13 protein-coding genes are annotated in these 17,369 nt (G+C 53.4%); 7 read left to right on the top strand and 6 right to left on the bottom strand.

Features of this window, described 5'->3' with window-relative positions; translation table 11 throughout:
• Positions 1 to 219 precede the first annotated feature (219 nt).
• Together B051_RS0107450 and tamL are read left to right on the top strand one after the other, a co-directional pair.
• Entirely contained in the window at positions 220 to 5,349 is a 5,130-nt protein-coding gene (locus tag B051_RS0107450; protein WP_322786344.1) for a translocation/assembly module TamB domain-containing protein, read from the top strand.
• Between the two features lie 7 nt (positions 5,350 to 5,356).
• Positions 5,357 to 7,756, top strand: a complete 2,400-nt coding sequence (tamL, locus tag B051_RS0107445) for a translocation and assembly module lipoprotein TamL (RefSeq protein ID WP_157578685.1) — start codon at positions 5,357 to 5,359, stop codon at positions 7,754 to 7,756.
• A gap of 20 nt (positions 7,757 to 7,776) precedes the next feature.
• Here the strand turns inward: tamL and arsC are convergent, their stop codons facing one another.
• The gene (arsC, locus tag B051_RS0107440) at positions 7,777 to 8,118 is read right to left on the bottom strand and encodes an arsenate reductase (glutaredoxin) (protein ID WP_026236249.1); all 342 of its coding nucleotides are present in this window, start codon (positions 8,116 to 8,118) and stop codon (positions 7,777 to 7,779) included.
• A 373-nt stretch (positions 8,119 to 8,491) separates the two neighbouring features.
• Between arsC and B051_RS0107435 the strand changes: the two genes are divergently transcribed.
• Entirely contained in the window at positions 8,492 to 9,130 is a 639-nt protein-coding gene (locus B051_RS0107435) for a DUF3347 domain-containing protein (RefSeq protein ID WP_018477562.1), read from the top strand.
• Between the two features lie 78 nt (positions 9,131 to 9,208).
• Here B051_RS0107435 and B051_RS0107430 read toward each other — a convergent pair whose 3' ends face one another.
• From B051_RS0107430 to B051_RS0107420, 3 genes are all read right to left on the bottom strand, one after another.
• Complete coding sequence (locus B051_RS0107430; protein ID WP_018477561.1) at positions 9,209 to 9,517, bottom strand: DUF6122 family protein; 309 nt, start codon at positions 9,515 to 9,517, stop codon at positions 9,209 to 9,211.
• A 129-nt stretch (positions 9,518 to 9,646) separates the two neighbouring features.
• Positions 9,647 to 9,916: a hypothetical protein gene (locus tag B051_RS0107425; RefSeq protein WP_018477560.1), complete on the bottom strand. Its 270-nt coding sequence runs from the start codon at positions 9,914 to 9,916 to the stop codon at positions 9,647 to 9,649.
• A gap of 266 nt (positions 9,917 to 10,182) precedes the next feature.
• On the bottom strand, positions 10,183 to 10,578 hold the full coding sequence (locus B051_RS0107420) for a hypothetical protein (protein WP_157578683.1): 396 nt from the start codon (positions 10,576 to 10,578) through the stop codon (positions 10,183 to 10,185).
• A gap of 334 nt (positions 10,579 to 10,912) precedes the next feature.
• Here B051_RS0107420 and B051_RS22170 point away from each other — a divergent pair, with 334 nt between their 5' ends.
• A complete protein-coding gene (locus B051_RS22170) occupies positions 10,913 to 11,122 on the top strand; it encodes a response regulator transcription factor (RefSeq protein WP_071594862.1) in 210 nt (69 codons plus the stop codon).
• A 36-nt stretch (positions 11,123 to 11,158) separates the two neighbouring features.
• Here B051_RS22170 and B051_RS0107410 read toward each other — a convergent pair whose 3' ends face one another.
• The gene (locus tag B051_RS0107410; RefSeq protein WP_018477557.1) at positions 11,159 to 11,596 is read right to left on the bottom strand and encodes a nucleoside deaminase; all 438 of its coding nucleotides are present in this window, start codon (positions 11,594 to 11,596) and stop codon (positions 11,159 to 11,161) included.
• 240 nt (positions 11,597 to 11,836) lie between these two features.
• Here B051_RS0107410 and B051_RS0107405 point away from each other — a divergent pair, with 240 nt between their 5' ends.
• The 3 genes from B051_RS0107405 (at position 11,837) to B051_RS0107390 (ending at position 15,774) form a co-directional block, all read left to right on the top strand.
• On the top strand, positions 11,837 to 12,106 hold the full coding sequence (locus B051_RS0107405) for a hypothetical protein (RefSeq protein ID WP_018477556.1): 270 nt from the start codon (positions 11,837 to 11,839) through the stop codon (positions 12,104 to 12,106).
• Between the two features lie 280 nt (positions 12,107 to 12,386).
• Positions 12,387 to 14,816 (top strand): outer membrane beta-barrel family protein, encoded by a 2,430-nt coding sequence (locus B051_RS0107395; RefSeq protein WP_018477554.1) that lies wholly within the window; start codon positions 12,387 to 12,389, stop codon positions 14,814 to 14,816.
• 208 nt (positions 14,817 to 15,024) lie between these two features.
• On the top strand, positions 15,025 to 15,774 hold the full coding sequence (locus tag B051_RS0107390; RefSeq protein WP_026236248.1) for a metallophosphoesterase family protein: 750 nt from the start codon (positions 15,025 to 15,027) through the stop codon (positions 15,772 to 15,774).
• A 52-nt stretch (positions 15,775 to 15,826) separates the two neighbouring features.
• On the opposite strand, the gene B051_RS0107385 is transcribed toward B051_RS0107390, so the two are convergent.
• Complete coding sequence (locus tag B051_RS0107385) at positions 15,827 to 17,359, bottom strand: SulP family inorganic anion transporter (RefSeq protein ID WP_018477552.1); 1,533 nt, start codon at positions 17,357 to 17,359, stop codon at positions 15,827 to 15,829.
• Between the last annotated feature and the right edge of the window lie 10 nt (positions 17,360 to 17,369).

Here is a 17,369-nt window from a genome sequence, read left to right as displayed (position 1 = left end):
TACATCTATAATTGTTTACTCTTATGATTCCAGGTTGTTCTGACATCCTCTCACTTTAACATCCTTTTACAACGTGTTACAGTTCAATTTATGTAGGCATTGAGGCTACTTCTGATTAGTCCCTGTCCCTATACCCATTGTCAGTCCACAATTAGCCACATGGAAGATTGAATTATCACTATCCTTGTTTCGATTATTGCGTAAAGCCATACAGAAAAAATCTGTACAAGTATCGCCTCAGCCAAACATATCGGAAAAGTCATCGGGAAGGTCCTGCTATGGTTCCTGGCCATAGTCATCGGGCTGGTCCTGATTATCGTCATCGCGCTCCAGTTCCCGAGAGTGCAAAATTACGCTGCCCAAAAGGGTGCCTCCTATCTGTCTAACACGCTCGGTACTCGGGTCGATATTGGGAAATTCACAACCGACTGGCGCAATGCCCTTGTGCTGAAGGAAGTGTATGTGGAGGACCAGCAGCAGGACACGCTCTGGTATAGCCAGCACCTGGGAGTAGACATCAAACTCTTCTCGCTGCTCAAAGGCGAGGTGAACATTGGCAAGGTAGACCTGCAACAAGCTACGCTCAACCTGCATATCCGGCCCGACAGTTCTTCTAATTTTGACTTCGTCATGGAAGCCTTCGCCACCGATACCACTGCCGCCCAGCCCGCCGATACCACGGCAGGCGCCCTGGCCATTAACCTGGATGTCATCAACCTGGAGAATGTACTGGTCAACTTCCGGGACGAGGCAGGCGGCAACTTGGTACGGGCGCGTGTGGGGAAATTGAATACCACCATGGACGCGCTGAACCTGGAGGAGGAACAATACCTCGTGGACAAGATAGAGCTGCGGAACACCGGCATAAACTACGTGCAAACCAAGCTGCCGCCCGAGACAGAACCGGAGCCTATTACGTTCAACTTCGGCCTGAACGAGGTGCTCCTGGAGAATTTCAACCTCAACTACAGGAGCATACCTGCAGAACAGCACATTGTGCTGAAACTAGGCAATTCGGAAGTGGTGGCAAATAACATCGACCTGCCTAATGCGCGGGTGGACCTGGAGCGATTCGACCTCCACAACTCCTCGGTGCTGTACGTTCAAGAAAAGTATAAACCGACAGATTCCCTGGCCGTGAACCCTGCCGAGACCGTCAAGAACTTGGACGAGTCGGTGGAGAAAACCCAGGGGCAGCCTGTGAAATGGGTGGTGACCCTAGGCAAGCTTAATGTGAGTGGCCTTGCAGCGGCCATGGACAATGCGGACGCTCCCAGACAGCCACGTGGCATGGATTACGACCACCTGAAATTCAGCCAGATTGAGATGGACGCGGAAGACATCCAATACAGCCTCAACCAAATGGGCATGTCGCTTAAACAACTCAAACTGCAGGAGCAAAGCGGCTTTCTGGTAAACAATTTCCAAGCCGACGTCACCCTGGACTCCACCCACGCCCGCCTCGCCAACCTGGACCTGCAGACGGGCAACAGCCACATCCGCAAGGATTTGGCCATGCGCTATACCTCCTGGGACGATTTGACAGACAATGTGGAGGCCATCCGGCTGGATCTTGATATTGAAAACAGCCGCATCGGTATGCGGGACGCACTTTACTTTGCTCCTGACCTGGCAGATAATCCTTCGTTCAAGAAAATAGCCGGCTCCACACTCCGATTGGATGCGCGGGCACAGGGCCGGGTAGATAACCTGAACATACAACGCCTGCAGCTAGCGGGTCTGCAAGGCACCTCCGTGGACGTGAGCGGCAACGTTCGCAACGCCATGGACCCCGACAAGCTCCTGCTAGACCTGAACATCAACCGCCTGGCTTCTACCCGAACCGATATACTGGCCCTGACCCCTCCGGGCACCCTGCCTCCGGAAATCCGTATACCTGCTACCGTAAGTATGGCAGGCAACTACAAGGGCAGTCTCACGAATTTTGATGCGAAAGCGGACATCCGCAGTTCTATCGGCAACCTGAACGCCGTGGTGGACATGGGCTCCGGACCTGCTGGCGCAGAACCATTCAGTGCCACTATTAGAACAACAGGTATGGAATTGGGCCAGCTGTTCACGGAAGACTATGGCGTAGGAAGGGTCGCCCTGGAGGCCACTGCCAAAGGCACGGGACTGACACCAGAAACTATGCGGGCAAACGTGAAGGCGCGTGTACGCGAGGCCAACTATAACAACTACGCCTACAACAACATTGACGTGGAGGCGGCCATTGACCGGAACCGATACCAGGTGGCAGCCGTAGCGCGAGACGAGAATCTGCACTTAGACCTGAAAGGAGACTTTAACCTGCGGAATGAAAAGGCTCCAAGCTATACCTTCAATGCCGACATCAATAAAGCTGATTTAAAAGCGCTCAACCTATACGAAGAGGACCTGGCTATAACGGGTCAGCTGCAAGGCAACTTTACTGGAGCGGATGCCAGCGACATCAGCGGCACCCTGGAGGGGCAGCAGCTCGTTGTCCGGCACCAGCAGACGAATTACCCAGTCGATTCGCTGCACCTGGTGCTTAACCAGCAGGGCGAGGGAACTGAGGTGAAACTGACCTCCAACATAGCGGCAGCCGACATGCGTTTCACCAACGACCTGGCCACGCTGCCCACAGCGCTGCAGAAGCACTTCTCTAATTATTTTGACCTGCAGCCTGACCCACCTTACCCAGCCAATGTCAACCTGGGCGATTTTGCTTTCAATATACAGGTGCGCCGTCCCGAAGTCATCGCTTCCTTTGTGCCGGGGTTGGAGCGCCTGCAAGTGAATGGTCCCATCACCGGTTCTTATAACGGGCAGACACAGGAGTTCGCCATGGATGCCAGCATCAGCCAAATCACCTATACCGAGTACAACCTGCAGGACATGGGACTGCAGGTACGGGGCAACCGGGAGCAGTTGGGCTACAGCCTGGCCCTGCGGGAGGTGAGGTCCCCTTCCCTGCTCGTCAACAACATCAGCCTGGAGGGAGCCGCCCGCGACAATGACCTGAGCGTGCGCCTGGCCGTGGCGGAAAACACTGGGCAGGAGCGGTTTGTGGTAGGCGGCTTGCTAAACAGCATCGGGAAGGGCTACCGTTTCTCCTTCAACCCGGAGCAGCTGGTCATCAACAGAGAGGCATGGTCTGTGCCGCAGGACAACTACCTGCAGTTCGACACCAACCTGCTATATGCCAACAATATCCGGATGGGGCGCAACGGCAGCTACCTGCTGCTCAACAGCACAGGGCCGGTAACACCTGAGGCTCCCCTGCAGGTAGAGTTCAGCAACTTTGAGATTGGCTACATCATGGAGTCCTTTCAGCAACAGGACAGTCTGCTAACCGGTGTTATCAATGGTACAGCCAACCTGACTAACCTAATGAGCGGCACGCCCGCCTTCACCTCCGACCTCACCGTGTCGAACTTCGCCTATACCGGTATACCGGTGGGTGACATTGCGCTAAAGGCCAACAGCGCCGCCGGCAACCGCTACAACCTCAACGCCTCCCTGACCGGCAATGGCAACCAGGTGACCATCGGTGGGTTCTACGAAGCACAGCCCAATGCAAGTCTCCTCAACCTCAACGCCAACATAGCCAACCTCAACATGGCCTCGCTGGCAGGCTTCACCCAAGGTATGGTAGAGGATTTGGACGGCAGCGCCACCGGCAAACTCCGCATCACTGGGACATTGGACGACCCCAGTATACTCGGCAACCTGGACTTCAACCAAGCGCAGTTTAACCTGGCTATGCTCAACTCTGTGTTCACGCTCCAAAACGAAAGGTTGGACTTCACGGAGCAAGGCATCAGCATGCGCGATTTCACCCTCACCGATTCCATTGGCAATAACCTGGAGGTGAATGGCAACATCCTCACACAAGACTACACCGACTATACCTTCGACCTGAAGGCCACAACAGACCGCTTTCTGGCTATGAACTCCACGGCACTGGACAACGACCTGTTCTACGGCACGGTGCTGGTCGCCGCAGATGCCGGCATCACAGGCAACATGACGACGCCCCGCATCAATGTAAAGGCGCAGGTGCTGGACGGCTCCGACTTCACCACCGTTATACCTGCCGATGAGGTGGCCGCAGCCGAGCGCGATGGCGTGGTGGAGTTCGTAAACCTCAATGACTCCCTCAACCGCATCATTGGGGTACCGGAGGAGGCTCCCGCTCCCACCGGGTTTGTAGGTGCCGACATCGAAGCCGAGATAACCGTAACAGATGCCACCACCATCACCATCGTAATTGACCCTACCACAGGCGATAACCTGGTGGTGAGGGGCTCAGCTGACCCACTCTACATCGGCATGACCCCGAGTGGCCAGATGAACATGAGCGGGCGCTTCGAGATAACCGAAGGCAAATACAGCATGGACTTCTATGACCTGGTGTCGCGGGAGCTCGAGATAGCCGAGGGCAGCTACATTGCCTGGACAGGCGACCCCATGACTGCCGACGTGCAGGTAACCGCCATCTACAACATCAAAACCTCCCCCATGGAGTTAGTGGCAGCACAGGCCGGTGGTATGGAGCAAGGCGACAACCGCTACCGCAACCAGTTGCCCTTCGATGTGTTCGTGGACGTGACCGGCGAAATGCTGAAACCGGAGATAGGGTTCAACATAGAGCTTCCGGAACAACAGCGTGGAGCTTTGGGCGGGGAAGTGGAAGCGCGATTGGCTACGCTCCGGCAGGACCCGGCGGAGCTGAACAAGCAGGTATTCGCCTTGCTGGTGCTGGGCCGCTTCCTGGCTCCCGACCCATTGGCCAGCACAGGCGGTGGACTGGGAGCGACGGCCCGCAACAGCTTGAGCCAGGTCATGTCAGACCAGCTGAATCAGCTCACCAACCGCTATGCCGGCGGCCTGGGTCTGGAGCTCGGAGTGAGTTCCTATGAAGACTACTCCTCCGGTTCTGCCGAAGGGCGAACAGATTTGAACGTGGCCTTGCGCCAGCAGTTCCTCAACGACCGGCTGACGGTGCGGGTGGGTACGGATATCGGACTGGAAGGACAGTCGGAATCACAGAACAGCATGAGCGGCTTTGGCGGTGACGTGTCAGTGGAGTATGCCCTGACCAGCGACGGGCGTCTGCGGGTGCGCGCCTTCCAGCGCAACCAGTACGAGGGCTTCCTAGAGGGTGACGTGCGTGCAACTGGTGTCGGCTTGATATTCGTGCGGGACTACGACAATTTCTCGGACCTGTTCCGTAGCCTAGAAAGCCGCGAAGCACGCAAAGAACAGCGCCAGTTGGAGGAGGCCATGAAATTCAACGAGCGTGAAAAGCGTAAAGAGGAGGAGGAAGCCAAACAGGAAGTGATGGAAAACAAAAAGAACTAGTGCCTATATGACAACAGCTATACCTTATACCTTGCGTTACAGCTTGCTTCTCCTCATGCCCCTGCTGGCCCTCCTGCTACCGGGCTGCAGTAGCACCAAAACGGTGCCAAAGGGAGATGCCTTGTTTGCAGGCTTCGAGGTACAGGTGAATGATGAAAAGGACAGCAGCAAGCGCGGCCCGGAATTGGAGGCAGAACTCAGTGCTACCGTGCGTCCCAAGCCCAACGCCTCTATACTGGGCATGCGCCCTAAACTCTGGATATACAACGCCTTCTATACCGAAAAAGAGAAGGGCCTGAAGCACTGGATACAGACCAAACTGGGGGAGCCGCCCGTTCTCCTGTCCGAGGTGGATACGCCCAGCATCAACAACGTGATGCAGGCGCGGCTGCACAACCGGGGCTACTTCTACAACACCGTGGCAAGTGACACGACCATCAAAAAGAAGAAAGCCACCATCAAGTGGACAGCCGAGGTGCATGAGCCATACCGCATTCGCAAGCTGTCCTATACCCCAAGCGACTCGCTGGAGGTGAATGCTGAAATCCGTGCCTTGCAGGAAAACGCTATACCCAAAGAAGGCGAGCCATACGATTTGGATAAGATGCTGGCCGAACGAGCCCGCATCGACCAGGCCCTGAAAAACAGAGGCTACTTCTATTTCAGCCCCGATTTGCTCATCTTCAGCGCAGACACCACCGTCGGGAACCGGCAAGTGGACGTGCTTCTGCGGGTCAAAGACATAGCACCGGCCCAAGCCCTGCGTCCCTACCGGATTGAAGATGTGTTCATCAACGCCAACTACTCCCTCGGCGACAGCCTTTCAGTAAGCGACACCCTTCGGTTTGAGACCTACAACTACATCCCGAATGAGAACTACGTGAAGGCTAAGCACGTCATCAAAGGGATATTCATTGAAAAAGACAGTGTGTTCAGTCGCCAGAACCACCTGCTGACGGTCAACCGCCTGATGGGGCTGAGTGCATACAAATTCGTGAACCTGCAGTACGAGCGGGACACGCTGCGCGAGGACCGATTAGATGCTTTTATCTACCTCACCCCAGCCTTGAAGAAATCGCTGCGGGCAGAGGCCCAAATGGTGAGCAAGTCCAACAACCTGGCAGGTCCGGGCGTCACGGTTTCATTCCGTAACCGGAATGCGTTCAAGGGTTCTGAGATGCTCACGCTTGACCTGACGGGGCGCTTCGAAAACCAGGTGGGAGGCCGGAGCACTAGCAACACAGAAACCGGAGACACCAAGGAAAACCCTGTCGGGCTGAACTCCTATGAGCTGGGGGCGCAGGCCAACCTGGTGATGCCGCGCATCGTGTCGCCTTTCAACCTGCCCAACCTGCGCACCGAGTTTGTCCCTAAAACCCGGATTGGCCTCGGGTTCAACTACCTGAACCGTGTGCAGTTCTTTCAGATGAACTCCATCAATGCCTCCTACGCCTACAACTGGCGACCCAAGCAGACCATCACCCATGATTTCACGCCCATCAACCTGCAGTATGTGAAGCTGGGTAAAACGACAGAGGCCTTTGACACGCTGCTGCTGAACAATGCCTATTTGAGACGGAGCTTCGAGGAACAATTCATTGTCGGCTCCATCTATCAATTCACCTATAGCACTTTGTCGCTGCCTAGCCAGCGCCACCAGTTCTTTTCCAGTGCCACTTTGGATGTTTCCGGCAACGTGCTGAACGCCCTGCACTCACTTGTCGGGGCAGAGAAGCGGGACGATGCCGCCACTCCTCCCATAGAGGCTCGCACCCTGATTGGACAAGCCTATTCGCAGTATACCCGCATTGACAATGATTTGCGCTACTACCTCAACTTCAGCGAGAAATCACAACTGGCCACTCGCCTCATAGCAGGTGTAGGTATACCCTACGGCAATTCGGTGACCATGCCGTATGTGAAACAATTCTCCATAGGTGGTCCGAACAGCATCCGGGCATTCCGGGCGCGCAGCATCGGACCAGGTACCTACAATGTGCCGGATACGCTCGCTTTCTCCTTCTTTGACCAGACAGGTGACATCAAACTGGAGGCAAATGTGGAATACCGCTTCCCAATTGCTGGCTTCTTCCGGGGGGCTGTGTTTGTAGACGCAGGTAACATCTGGCTCGTGAAGGAATCTGTGAACCCTGACGGAACCATAGACCGGGAAGGCGGCAAGTTCAAGGCGAGCAACCTGCTGGGAGAGTTGGCCGTGGGCACGGGCTTCGGTCTGCGCGTGGATGTGGAGTTCTTCGTCATCCGGTTCGACTTCGGCATACCGGTACGCGTCCCTTACCTGCCGCCAGGCGAGCGTAACGTCCTCAGCGACCTGAAATTCGGTTTCAACCCTAAGCCAGATGAGTACGGCGTCGTGCTGAACATTGCCATCGGTTACCCTTTCTAAATCAGCAATTGCAGGTATAGCTACAGGATGGACAGCACGCTTTCGGGTGGGCGGCCGATGGCAGCTTTGTCACCGTTTACCACAATAGGGCGCTCAATGAGCGACGGGTTCTCTACCATTATCTGAATCCACTCTTCATCGGAGTGGTGCTTGCCGGCGAACTGCTCCTTGTATACCTGCTCCCCTTTTCGCAGCAGTTGCTCAGGCTTCATGCGGAGCTTGGCCAGCACCTGGCTTAGCTCCTCGGCGGTGGGAGTTTGCTTCAGGTACTCCACCACCTCCACTTCCTGCCCTTGCTCCTGCAGCAACTCCAGGGTCTGGCGGCTTTTGCTGCACATCCGGTTATGATAGATTGTCACCATGGGTATAGCTTGATTTGTTCTTCCTGCTAATATACACATAATCAGACATGCCGCCATACCTGTCATGGCTCCTTCCTAAACGCCACCCATCCACACAGAAGCCGTTATTACCTTCCTGAAAATGTGTAAACTTCTTCCTGTTTCCTGTAACGTATCGGGCGTAGTAACACATACCTTTGCCAGATTACACGAACTGATTTACCTGATTGGCAAGCTGCTCTGAATTAGAACTGGTTTGTCCTATTACCCGGTAAATGCTTACCTTTGCGACAAAACGCGCCTGACGTCGGGTAGGAAGCAGGTTTGTACTGCACCTGCCAGGCCGCAAGCAGGTATAATTGAATGTATAAAAGTCTATTCAACAACTAGATACATGAAGAGAACAACTGTAGTAGCAGCCTTCCTGGCCGCGTTCGCATTCGCTTCCTGTTCTGACAACAGCCAGAACACAGCAGAGACAACAGAAGCCCATGACCACGAGCACCACGATGACATGGCGCACGGCGACAACCTGCCGGCGGCTGGCACTGTAGTGGTGGAGACCCCATCCTTTGATTCGGTGGCGGACCCATTCCGCAAGAACCTGTCGCAGCTGCTGGATGAGTACATCACCCTCAAAGATGCCCTGGTAGAGTCGGATGCCGATGCAGCCAAAGAAGCAGCCGCCGCTGTGCTAGCCTCTGCCAACGCCATGCCTGTGGCTGCCCTGCAGGTAGAAGACCAGAAAGCATTTGCTGAGAAGCAGGTGGAAGTGGTACGCCAGAGCGCCGCAGCCATTTCCGGCACGGCTGACATTGCCGAGCAGCGCAACAACCTGGAGAACCTGTCGGAAGCCGTGTTCTCGCTGACCAAAGCCTTTGGTGCTACAGACCAGAAGGTATATTACCAGCACTGCCCTATGGTGAACAACAACCAGGGCGCCTACTGGGTGAGCACCAACCCGGAAATCCGTAACCCCTACTTCGGCAGCAGCATGCTCAAGTGCGGCAGCAACGAAGAGGTGGTGAACTAACTTAATGCTATCCAACTAAAAAAACCTCTCCTGCCTGGTGCGGGAGAGGTTTTCTTTTTATACCTAAGCTATACCTTGTTACCGGATACACTCCAGCCAGTCCAGCACAATGTGTATCATCAGCCCAATCCCGATGAGGCGTGTTTTGGGTACGAGCGCCAGCACGAAGTACACAAGGATAAGCCAGTAATGGTGCAGCAAATGATAGCCCACGCTACACCTGTCCGGGTCAACGATGGGATTGGCCAGCACGTGGTCCACGTCAATCAAGATGCCAGCCAACAGCAGCAGCGAGGCGCGCCTGAACTCCGGCCTGAAGAACAGCCCGGCCACCGCCAGCGGTACCGCCACATGCAGGAACAGATGGAATGCGAAAGCAAATGTCATACAGGCAGTACTCCAATGGCCTGAGTGAGGTTACAAGGTATAGCCACTGTAGGGCAGGCATAAAAAAATCCCTCTGTTCTCGCTGCCGTGGCAACGCAAACAGAGGGATTCCTATGGGTATGGTATAGCTTACTTCAGTGTCTCGAGCAGAATCTTGGATTTTACGTGCACCGAAAACCAGTCGTAGGTATTGCGGAGCCTCTCAAAGTTGCTACCTTCCACAATGCCGTTCGTGCTTTTTTCTTGCAAAGCACTAGCAATGGTTTTGTTCTGGATTGGAAAGTTGTCATACACCAGCCCCTCCTTAATGAAGGAGCACTCTACTTCCTTTTCGCTTTTCTTCAGGACAAGGGTGTTGCTGTGATGCAAGGCGTTGTGAATTCTCTCTAATTCTTTCATGAACTTCCTAAGTTTGTATGAAACTGGTTGGGTGCTTCTGAAACTATACAGCGCCAAAGAGCAGAAAGTTCAACTTAAATTTCAAATTATTCAAAATGTATCAAGTATAATGATACTTTTCTAAACAAATACTAGATTATACCTACTACAATGGTAGTTTATACCTCAACCCTAGGTAATTGTCTCTGCAAGCAGACTTGGCACGGGTTACAGCGCGTGCAGGTATAGTAAAATGGCAGAAGAAAGGTTTAGAGCGGAGAGGCTTATTAATGCTGACCTTGGATGACATCCTCGCGGAAAAGACCTTCTTTATCTCTAGTGGCAAACAGCCAGTCAAAGGCTTGGGAATAGGTCCGGAAGCTTTCCATCAGTATCTGGTTACTGGTTTTCTGATGGAGTTTCTCTTTTATCTTCTCTGTCACTACTTCAATAAACAAATCATTTGACGTAACAAAGGCAATCCGATTAAGAGGGGTTTGGAGGAGAGAATCACTTATTTTATTCACTGTCCAATTCTGGTCTTTTAATGGAGGAGCGCACAGGCGCGTGGCGTCCACCATCCAGGAGGCTGCGCTGTGTTTTCTGATTATCCGGCAAAAATAGCTGATGCCAGACCTGTATTCACGGCTGTTAACAGCCCGAAGCCACTTAGTCAACACCATGTTGCTTTGCTTATCAATATCTACACTAGTGTACCCCATATTGATTTTCCGACACCATAAATAAAGTATCTTATTTTATTAATACAAAAACGTTAAACTTTTATATTTTGTTGCTGCACAGAAGCATCTAACAAAGAAATTAAGTATAATTCTTATAAAAATGGTTACAAATACCTGCCTTATTAGGATTGAATTGAATTGAATCTAATCATATCCTGCTCTAAAAATACCCATAAGTGGGTATTGCTGCCTCTGTAGATAGTATGGAATTTTATATAATTCCACCTAAGCTATGAAGCATGAGATAAGTTAAACTTATTACAGGATTCTTTTCATGGAAAGAAACATACGACTACTGAGTGAGCGGGAATGTGAAGTACTAAGGATGCTGTCTGATGGCTATTCGCACCATGACATTGCAGAGACATTACACGTAACGGAAAGCACTATTGAGAAACACGTGCGCAACATGCTGCGCAAAAAGCAGTTCGCCCATACCTACCAATTGGTAAGCTGGGCATACCGCGAAGGAGTGCTCAGATAAGAACAACCACTCCCCCCTTTTTAAGTACTTTGGCTGCTATACCCCGATGTCCTCGTTCCAGAGTTCGGGCTTCTGCGCAATGAATTCCTGCATCAACGCACGGCACTCCGGGTTATCCACCACAGTCACGTCTACTCCCCGGGAACGCAGCAGTTCCTCCTCTCCCATGAAAGTTTCGTTTTCACCTATCACCACCCGAGGTATGCCATATAGCAGGATGGTGCCTGAGCACATGGGGCAGGGCGAGAGTGTCGTGTAGAGTACACACTCCCGGTACACGGATACTGGCTGCCTGCCCGCATTCTCCAAGGCGCTCATTTCGCCGTGCAGAATCACGCTTCCCTCCTGCACCCTTTTGTTGTGCCCCCTGCCAATTACCTTGCCTTGGTGCACCAGCACAGAGCCAATGGGTATACCACCTTCCGCATAGCCTTTTCTGGCCTCCGCCAGCGCCGCCTCCATAAATTCATCCATAGTCCTTATAGCTTTAGTTTGTGTTTTCCCCTCCTACGCAGGTTTTTGATTATGTGTACAACGGCTGCAGGAATAAAATCAGCCGCAGCTCGTTACCTCCCTGTCAGACAAAATACTTGAAATATTTCAAAAGATGACCTTGCTCATTTTTCCGCCCCTGCATACTAGGTATCTTTGGGCTTCTCTGTTTAAGACATAAGCTATTGGTAATAAAACATATACATTTTCATCATTAAGGGCATGAGAAATAAAGCGAAGGCCGTACAGGAGGTATTGGGATACAGCATGAAGCCGAAAGGCGTCAGGAGGTGCTTCTATAACGTGTACAGCTTTCTGCTCTACCACGACCCCAAGGCTCTGTTTCAGATGCTAGACTACAGGGAGAGCCTGCCAGAGCAGGACAAGCCCCGTGAGAGCTACTTTGTTTTCCGGTATATGCTGCAACTCCTCAAAAAACGCCATCCGTACCACGTTACGACCCTCTGTTCGGGTGCGCAGGAGGCAAAGTAAGCTTTCCCCATCCGCTCATTCCAATTAGCTATACCTGTCTCCTCGGGCTTTGCCCATTAGCCTGCTCAGCCGCGTTCTCTGCCCGCTGCTGTCTCCTGCCGCACCTCATACTTTATCTTCTCCCTCCTCTTTCGTAGCCGCTGTTCGTCGGCAATCCAGTGTTGTTCACGGATAAAATCTGAGGGTTGATATAAAATTGCAAACAGTACCTTGTATAACAAAGTACTATATAATATCTTTGCTTCATCAGTATCACCGTACACGCTAACAAAATACCACTATGAAAAAAGTATTCTACCTCACACTCCTGCTCCTGACAAGCCTCATTACCAGCACTTTCGCGCAGAACGGGGGCACGCTCTCGGGCACTATCCTCGATGAGAACAATGAGGGGCTTGGCTTTGTGAATGTGGCCGTCGTGAATCCGGCAACTGCTGCCATCGTGACGGGTGCCATCGCAGAGATGGACGGCAGCTTCCGCATTAAAACGCCTGCCAAGGGCACCTACCTGCTAAAGGTGAGCGGACTGGGCTATACCCCCCTTCAGACCGAAGCGTTTGAGGTGACGGGACCCGATTTCTCCAAGGACTTCGGCAAGCTGCAATTGAAGCCGGATGTGAAGACACTGAAGGAAGTGACCGTACAGGCCATGCGCCCCACCATCAGCCTGGAAGCGGACAAAATGGTGGTCAGCGTGGAAGGAACAGCCCTCTCTGCTGGCAGCACCGCTTACGAGGTGCTGGAGAAGTCGCCGGGCGTGTGGGTGGACCAGGACGGCAACATTACACTCAATGGCAAACCGGGTGTGATGGTGATGATAAACGGCAAGCAGTCCTATCTTTCAGGCAAGGAGTTGCAGAACCTGTTACAGGGTATGTCAGCCGAGAACCTGAAGGACCTGGAAATCATCACCAACCCATCTGCCAAGTATGACGCCGAAGGCACGTCGGGTATCATCAACATCAACCTCAAGAAGAACAACCAGGTGGGCATGAGCGGCAGCGTGTATGGCGGCTACCAGTACAACAAACTGAGCACCTATACCTCCGGCGCTGAGCTCAGCCACAAAAGCGGCAAATGGAACACCACCGCCAGCTTCGACCTTGCCCGCCGCATGCGCTATCGCAATATGGACATGGAACGTGTGTTCAGCGGAGGAATAGAGGAAGTCACCATGCTACAGGAAGGCTATGAGGAATCGGAGCGCTGGAACCCTTCGCTGCGCCTGGGCACCGATTACGATTTAAACGAGCAGCACAGCGTGGGCTTCCTGGCCAACCTGATGTACTCCGACAACAGCAACCTGTTCCGGACTGACTCTTACCTTCGTCGCCCCAACCCAGCCGACAACCTGAACATCAACTCCCTCAACCGCATACAGGATACCTACAAGAACGGAACGTTCAACCTGCATTACGCCGGCAAGCTGGACTCTGTGGGCACCACCCTCTCCGCTGACCTGGATTATGTGCGCATCCTGGACAACAGCGACCTGACGTTTGAAAACCAGAAGTTCTTCCAGCAGTCAGGTGAGCTTTTTGAGCAGGAACTGCTGACGAGCGACAACCCTGCTACGTACGATATCTACTCCGCCAAAGTGGATTTTGGCAAGACCCTGGGAAAGACAAAAATGGAACTGGGTGCAAAGGCTAGCCATGTGGTATCGGACAATGCCCTGGATTTTTATGAGGTGGTAGATGCACGCGAGACGCTCGACCCGAACCGCACCAGCCACTTCATCTTCAAGGAGAATATCTATGCGGCCTACGCCACGTTCTCTACATCATTCGGCAAGGTTTGGCAGGTGAAAGGTGGCCTGAGAGCCGAGCAAACTGACTCCAAGGGCAACTCCATCACGCTGAACCGGCTGACCGAGCGCCACTACCTGGACCTGTTCCCTAGCCTGTTCGTGCAGCAGCAGGTGAGCGAGAACTACCAAATAGGCTACAAGTACAGCCGCCGCATCAACCGACCCTACTATGAGAACCTCAACCCGTTCATCTTTTACATAGACCCCTATACCTGGGCGACGGGCAACCCCTACCTGAAACCGCAGTACACCGACTCCTATGAGCTGACCCAGACGCTGAAGAAGAACTACAACCTGGTGATGACCTATGCCGTGACGAAGAACTTCATAGCTGAGATACCTGTGTTCAACAGCGCAGACAACACCACTGTGTTTGAGCGGCAGAACGTGAAGTCTTACCGCAACATTGGCGCCACAATGGTAGCCCCAGTGCGCATCTCCGGCAAGTGGGACATGAACAACACCGCCACCTTGGCGCACCAGCGTTACACCAACGTGATAAACAATCAGTCCCTCCTCAGGGAGCAGCTATTCTTCATGGCACAGTCAAACCACAACATACAGCTCCCGCACGACGTTCGCCTGGAACTGAACGCAGGCTACCAGGGCCCAGCCGTGTACGGCATGTTTGAGATAGACGACATGTGGTGGCTGGACGCCGGCCTGAAGCGCTCCTTCCTGAATGACAAGTTAGACCTGAGCCTGAACGTGACGGACATTTTCAAGACCCGCAACCTGGATTTGACCACCCGTCAGGAAGGCAACCTGAACAGAATCATCCAGTACCATGGCTCCCAGAGTGTGCGCATCAACCTGCGCTACCGCTTCAACAAGGGCAAGGAGTTCGAGACTAAGAAACGCAACGTAAGCCTCGACGAGCTGAATCGTACCGGCAACTAACAGCATACTACTACCTATACCTACTGCCAGCGCCTCCGCCAGTTTGCGGAGGCGCTGGTGCTTTTAGAGGCCTGGCTGCAAAATCACCCATCTTCCTGCTGCCCTGTTCCGTAGTGTATACATTCAGACGGAACATCAGGTATAGCACACGCTCGCGACCTACTCGGGCAACACCGGCAGAGGCTATCAGAAACAAACGAACAGAGGCATGCAACAACCAAAACCAACTTCTACTAAAACCAGAATAGCAGCAATCGGAGACATACATGTGCAGGAAGGCGATGCGGGCAAATGGGTGGATTTTTTCAAGGAAGTGTCAGAGAACGCCGATGTGCTGCTACTCTGCGGTGACCTAACGGACACCGGTAAAGAATCAGAGGCCGAAGTACTGGCAGAGGAACTAAGGGCCTGTACCATACCCGTGCTGGCGGTGCTGGGCAACCACGACTACGAGCACGACCAGGTGAAGAAAATACGCAAAGTCCTGGCACAGACCAATCTGCAACTACTAGATGGCAACTTCACCGTGGTGGGTGATGTGGGCTTTGCCGGCGTGAAAGGCTACGGCGGCGGCTTCGACAACCACATGTTGGGTATGTTCGGCGAAAAGCTCAACAAAGACTTTGTGCAGGAAGCCGTGACGGAAGCGCTCAAACTGGATGCCGCCCTGGCCCAGATTGACAGCGACGACAGCGCCATCAAGAAAATAGCCATCCTGCATTACGCCCCAATAAAAGCCACCGTGGTGGGAGAACCAGAGGCCATCATGCCGTTTCTGGGTTGCTCCAGGTTGGAAGAACCCCTCAACCGCAGAGGCGTGATAGCAGCTTTCCATGGCCACGCGCACGTGGGCACGCTGGAAGGAGAGACATCCACAGGCGTCAAGGTGTATAATGTGTCCCGGCCCGTGTTGCTGAAAGCAGAGCACCCAACCCCTTACTACTTGCTGGAAGTGTAAAACAAAAAAGGAGGCTTTCGCCTCCTTTTCCGTTATTAAGAGCAGATGGCTATTAAGACAGTTTGTCGGAAAGCACAGCGTAATGCGGGTCTTCCTGTATGTTCACTTCCACCATGTCGCCCACCTTTTCCAACAGCCTTCTGCAGTCCTCGCTCAGGTGGCGCAGGTGCAACTTCTTGCCGGCATTCTGGTACCTCTCCGTCAGTTTGTTCAGTGCCTCTATACCGGAATGGTCCACTACGCGCGACTCTTTGAAATCCACCACCACTTCCTCCGGGTCGTTGATTACATCGAATTTCTCCAGGAAATTAGCTGTGGACCCGTAGAACAACGGTCCGTAAATCTCATAGTGCTTCACGCCCTTTTCATCCACGCGCTTGCGGGCCCGTATGCGCACCGCGCTGTCCCAGGCGAATACCAAAGCAGCAATCACCACCCCGATGGCCACGGCAATGGCCAAGTCAAAAATCACGGTCAAGACCGTAACAGCTACCAGCACCAGGGCATCAGACTTAGGGATGCGGCGCAGCACCCGGAAACTTGCCCACTCAAACGTGCCGATGGCCACCATGAACATCAGGCCCACCAGCGCTGCCAGCGGTACCATCTCAATAAGGCTGGAGGCGAACAAAATGAATACCAGCAGCATCAGTGCCGCTGTTATACCTGACAGGCGCGTGCGGCCACCCGAACTTACGTTGATGATGCTCTGACCAATCATGGCGCAACCGCCCATCGTGCCGAAGAAACCCGCCACCACATTGGCGGCTCCCTGCGCTATACTTTCTTGGTTGCCACGGCCACGGGTGTTTGTTAGTTCATCCACAATCGTCAGTGTAAGCAGCGATTCCAGCAACCCGATGCCCGCCAGTATAAGCGAGTAAGGGAAAATGATTTGTAGCGTCTCCAGCGTAAAAGGCACCATCGGGATATGGAATTCCGGAAAGCCGCCTCCTACCGAAGCCATGTCGCCCACCGTGCGCGTCTCCAACCCAAAGCCGATGACAATGGCAGAGACCGTCACGATAGCTGTCAGCGCTGCGGGTATAGCTTTTGTCAATTTTGGCAGCAGGTAGATGATTGTCATGGTGGCTACTACCAGCGCTAGCATGATGTAAAGGGCATTGCCCGACAGCCACTCCAGCCCGCCCGCTGCAGTAGGCACCTTGAACTGACCGAACTGCGCCATGAAAATCACGATGGCCAGTCCGTTCACGAAGCCATAGATAACGGGCTCCGGCACCAGCCGGATGAACTTGCCCAGTTTCAAAGCCCCAAAAATAATCTGCAACACCCCCATCAGCACGACAGCAGCGAAAAGGTACTCCACGCCGTGCGTCGCCACCAGCGACACCATCACCACAGCTAAGGCGCCAGTGGCACCGGATATCATACCTGGCCGACCTCCGAACACGGAGGTGATGAGACAGATAAAAAAAGCGGCATACAAGCCGACCAAGGGTTCAACGCCTGCTACAAAGGCAAAGGCAACTGCTTCGGGCACAAGCGCCAGGGCCACCGTAAGGCCAGACAAGATTTCGTACTTGTAGTTAATCTCCTTCCAGGAGAAAGGGGCGTAAATCATAAATGAGTTG

The organism is Pontibacter roseus DSM 17521, assembly GCF_000373265.1.
In the GTDB taxonomy this organism is placed as follows: domain Bacteria; phylum Bacteroidota; class Bacteroidia; order Cytophagales; family Hymenobacteraceae; genus Pontibacter; species Pontibacter roseus.
This window is presented reverse-complemented; position numbering and strand designations above follow the sequence as displayed.

Bases quoted from the DNA above. Each gene is read 5' to 3' on its own strand.
- B051_RS0107420 (WP_157578683.1), bottom strand. From the start codon at position 10,578: ATGGTGTTGACTAAGTGGCTTCGGGCTGTTAACAGCCGTGAATACAGG.
- B051_RS22170 (WP_071594862.1), top strand. From the start codon at position 10,913: ATGGAAAGAAACATACGACTACTGAGTGAGCGGGAATGTGAAGTACTA.
- B051_RS0107395 (WP_018477554.1), top strand. From the start codon at position 12,387: ATGAAAAAAGTATTCTACCTCACACTCCTGCTCCTGACAAGCCTCATT.
- B051_RS0107410 (WP_018477557.1), bottom strand. From the start codon at position 11,596: ATGGATGAATTTATGGAGGCGGCGCTGGCGGAGGCCAGAAAAGGCTAT.
- B051_RS0107430 (WP_018477561.1), bottom strand. From the start codon at position 9,517: ATGACATTTGCTTTCGCATTCCATCTGTTCCTGCATGTGGCGGTACCG.
- tamL (WP_157578685.1), top strand. From the start codon at position 5,357: ATGACAACAGCTATACCTTATACCTTGCGTTACAGCTTGCTTCTCCTC.
- B051_RS0107385 (WP_018477552.1), bottom strand. From the start codon at position 17,359: ATGATTTACGCCCCTTTCTCCTGGAAGGAGATTAACTACAAGTACGAA.
- B051_RS0107425 (WP_018477560.1), bottom strand. From the start codon at position 9,916: ATGAAAGAATTAGAGAGAATTCACAACGCCTTGCATCACAGCAACACC.
- arsC (WP_026236249.1), bottom strand. From the start codon at position 8,118: ATGGTGACAATCTATCATAACCGGATGTGCAGCAAAAGCCGCCAGACC.
- B051_RS0107405 (WP_018477556.1), top strand. From the start codon at position 11,837: ATGAGAAATAAAGCGAAGGCCGTACAGGAGGTATTGGGATACAGCATG.
- B051_RS0107390 (WP_026236248.1), top strand. From the start codon at position 15,025: ATGCAACAACCAAAACCAACTTCTACTAAAACCAGAATAGCAGCAATC.
- B051_RS0107435 (WP_018477562.1), top strand. From the start codon at position 8,492: ATGAAGAGAACAACTGTAGTAGCAGCCTTCCTGGCCGCGTTCGCATTC.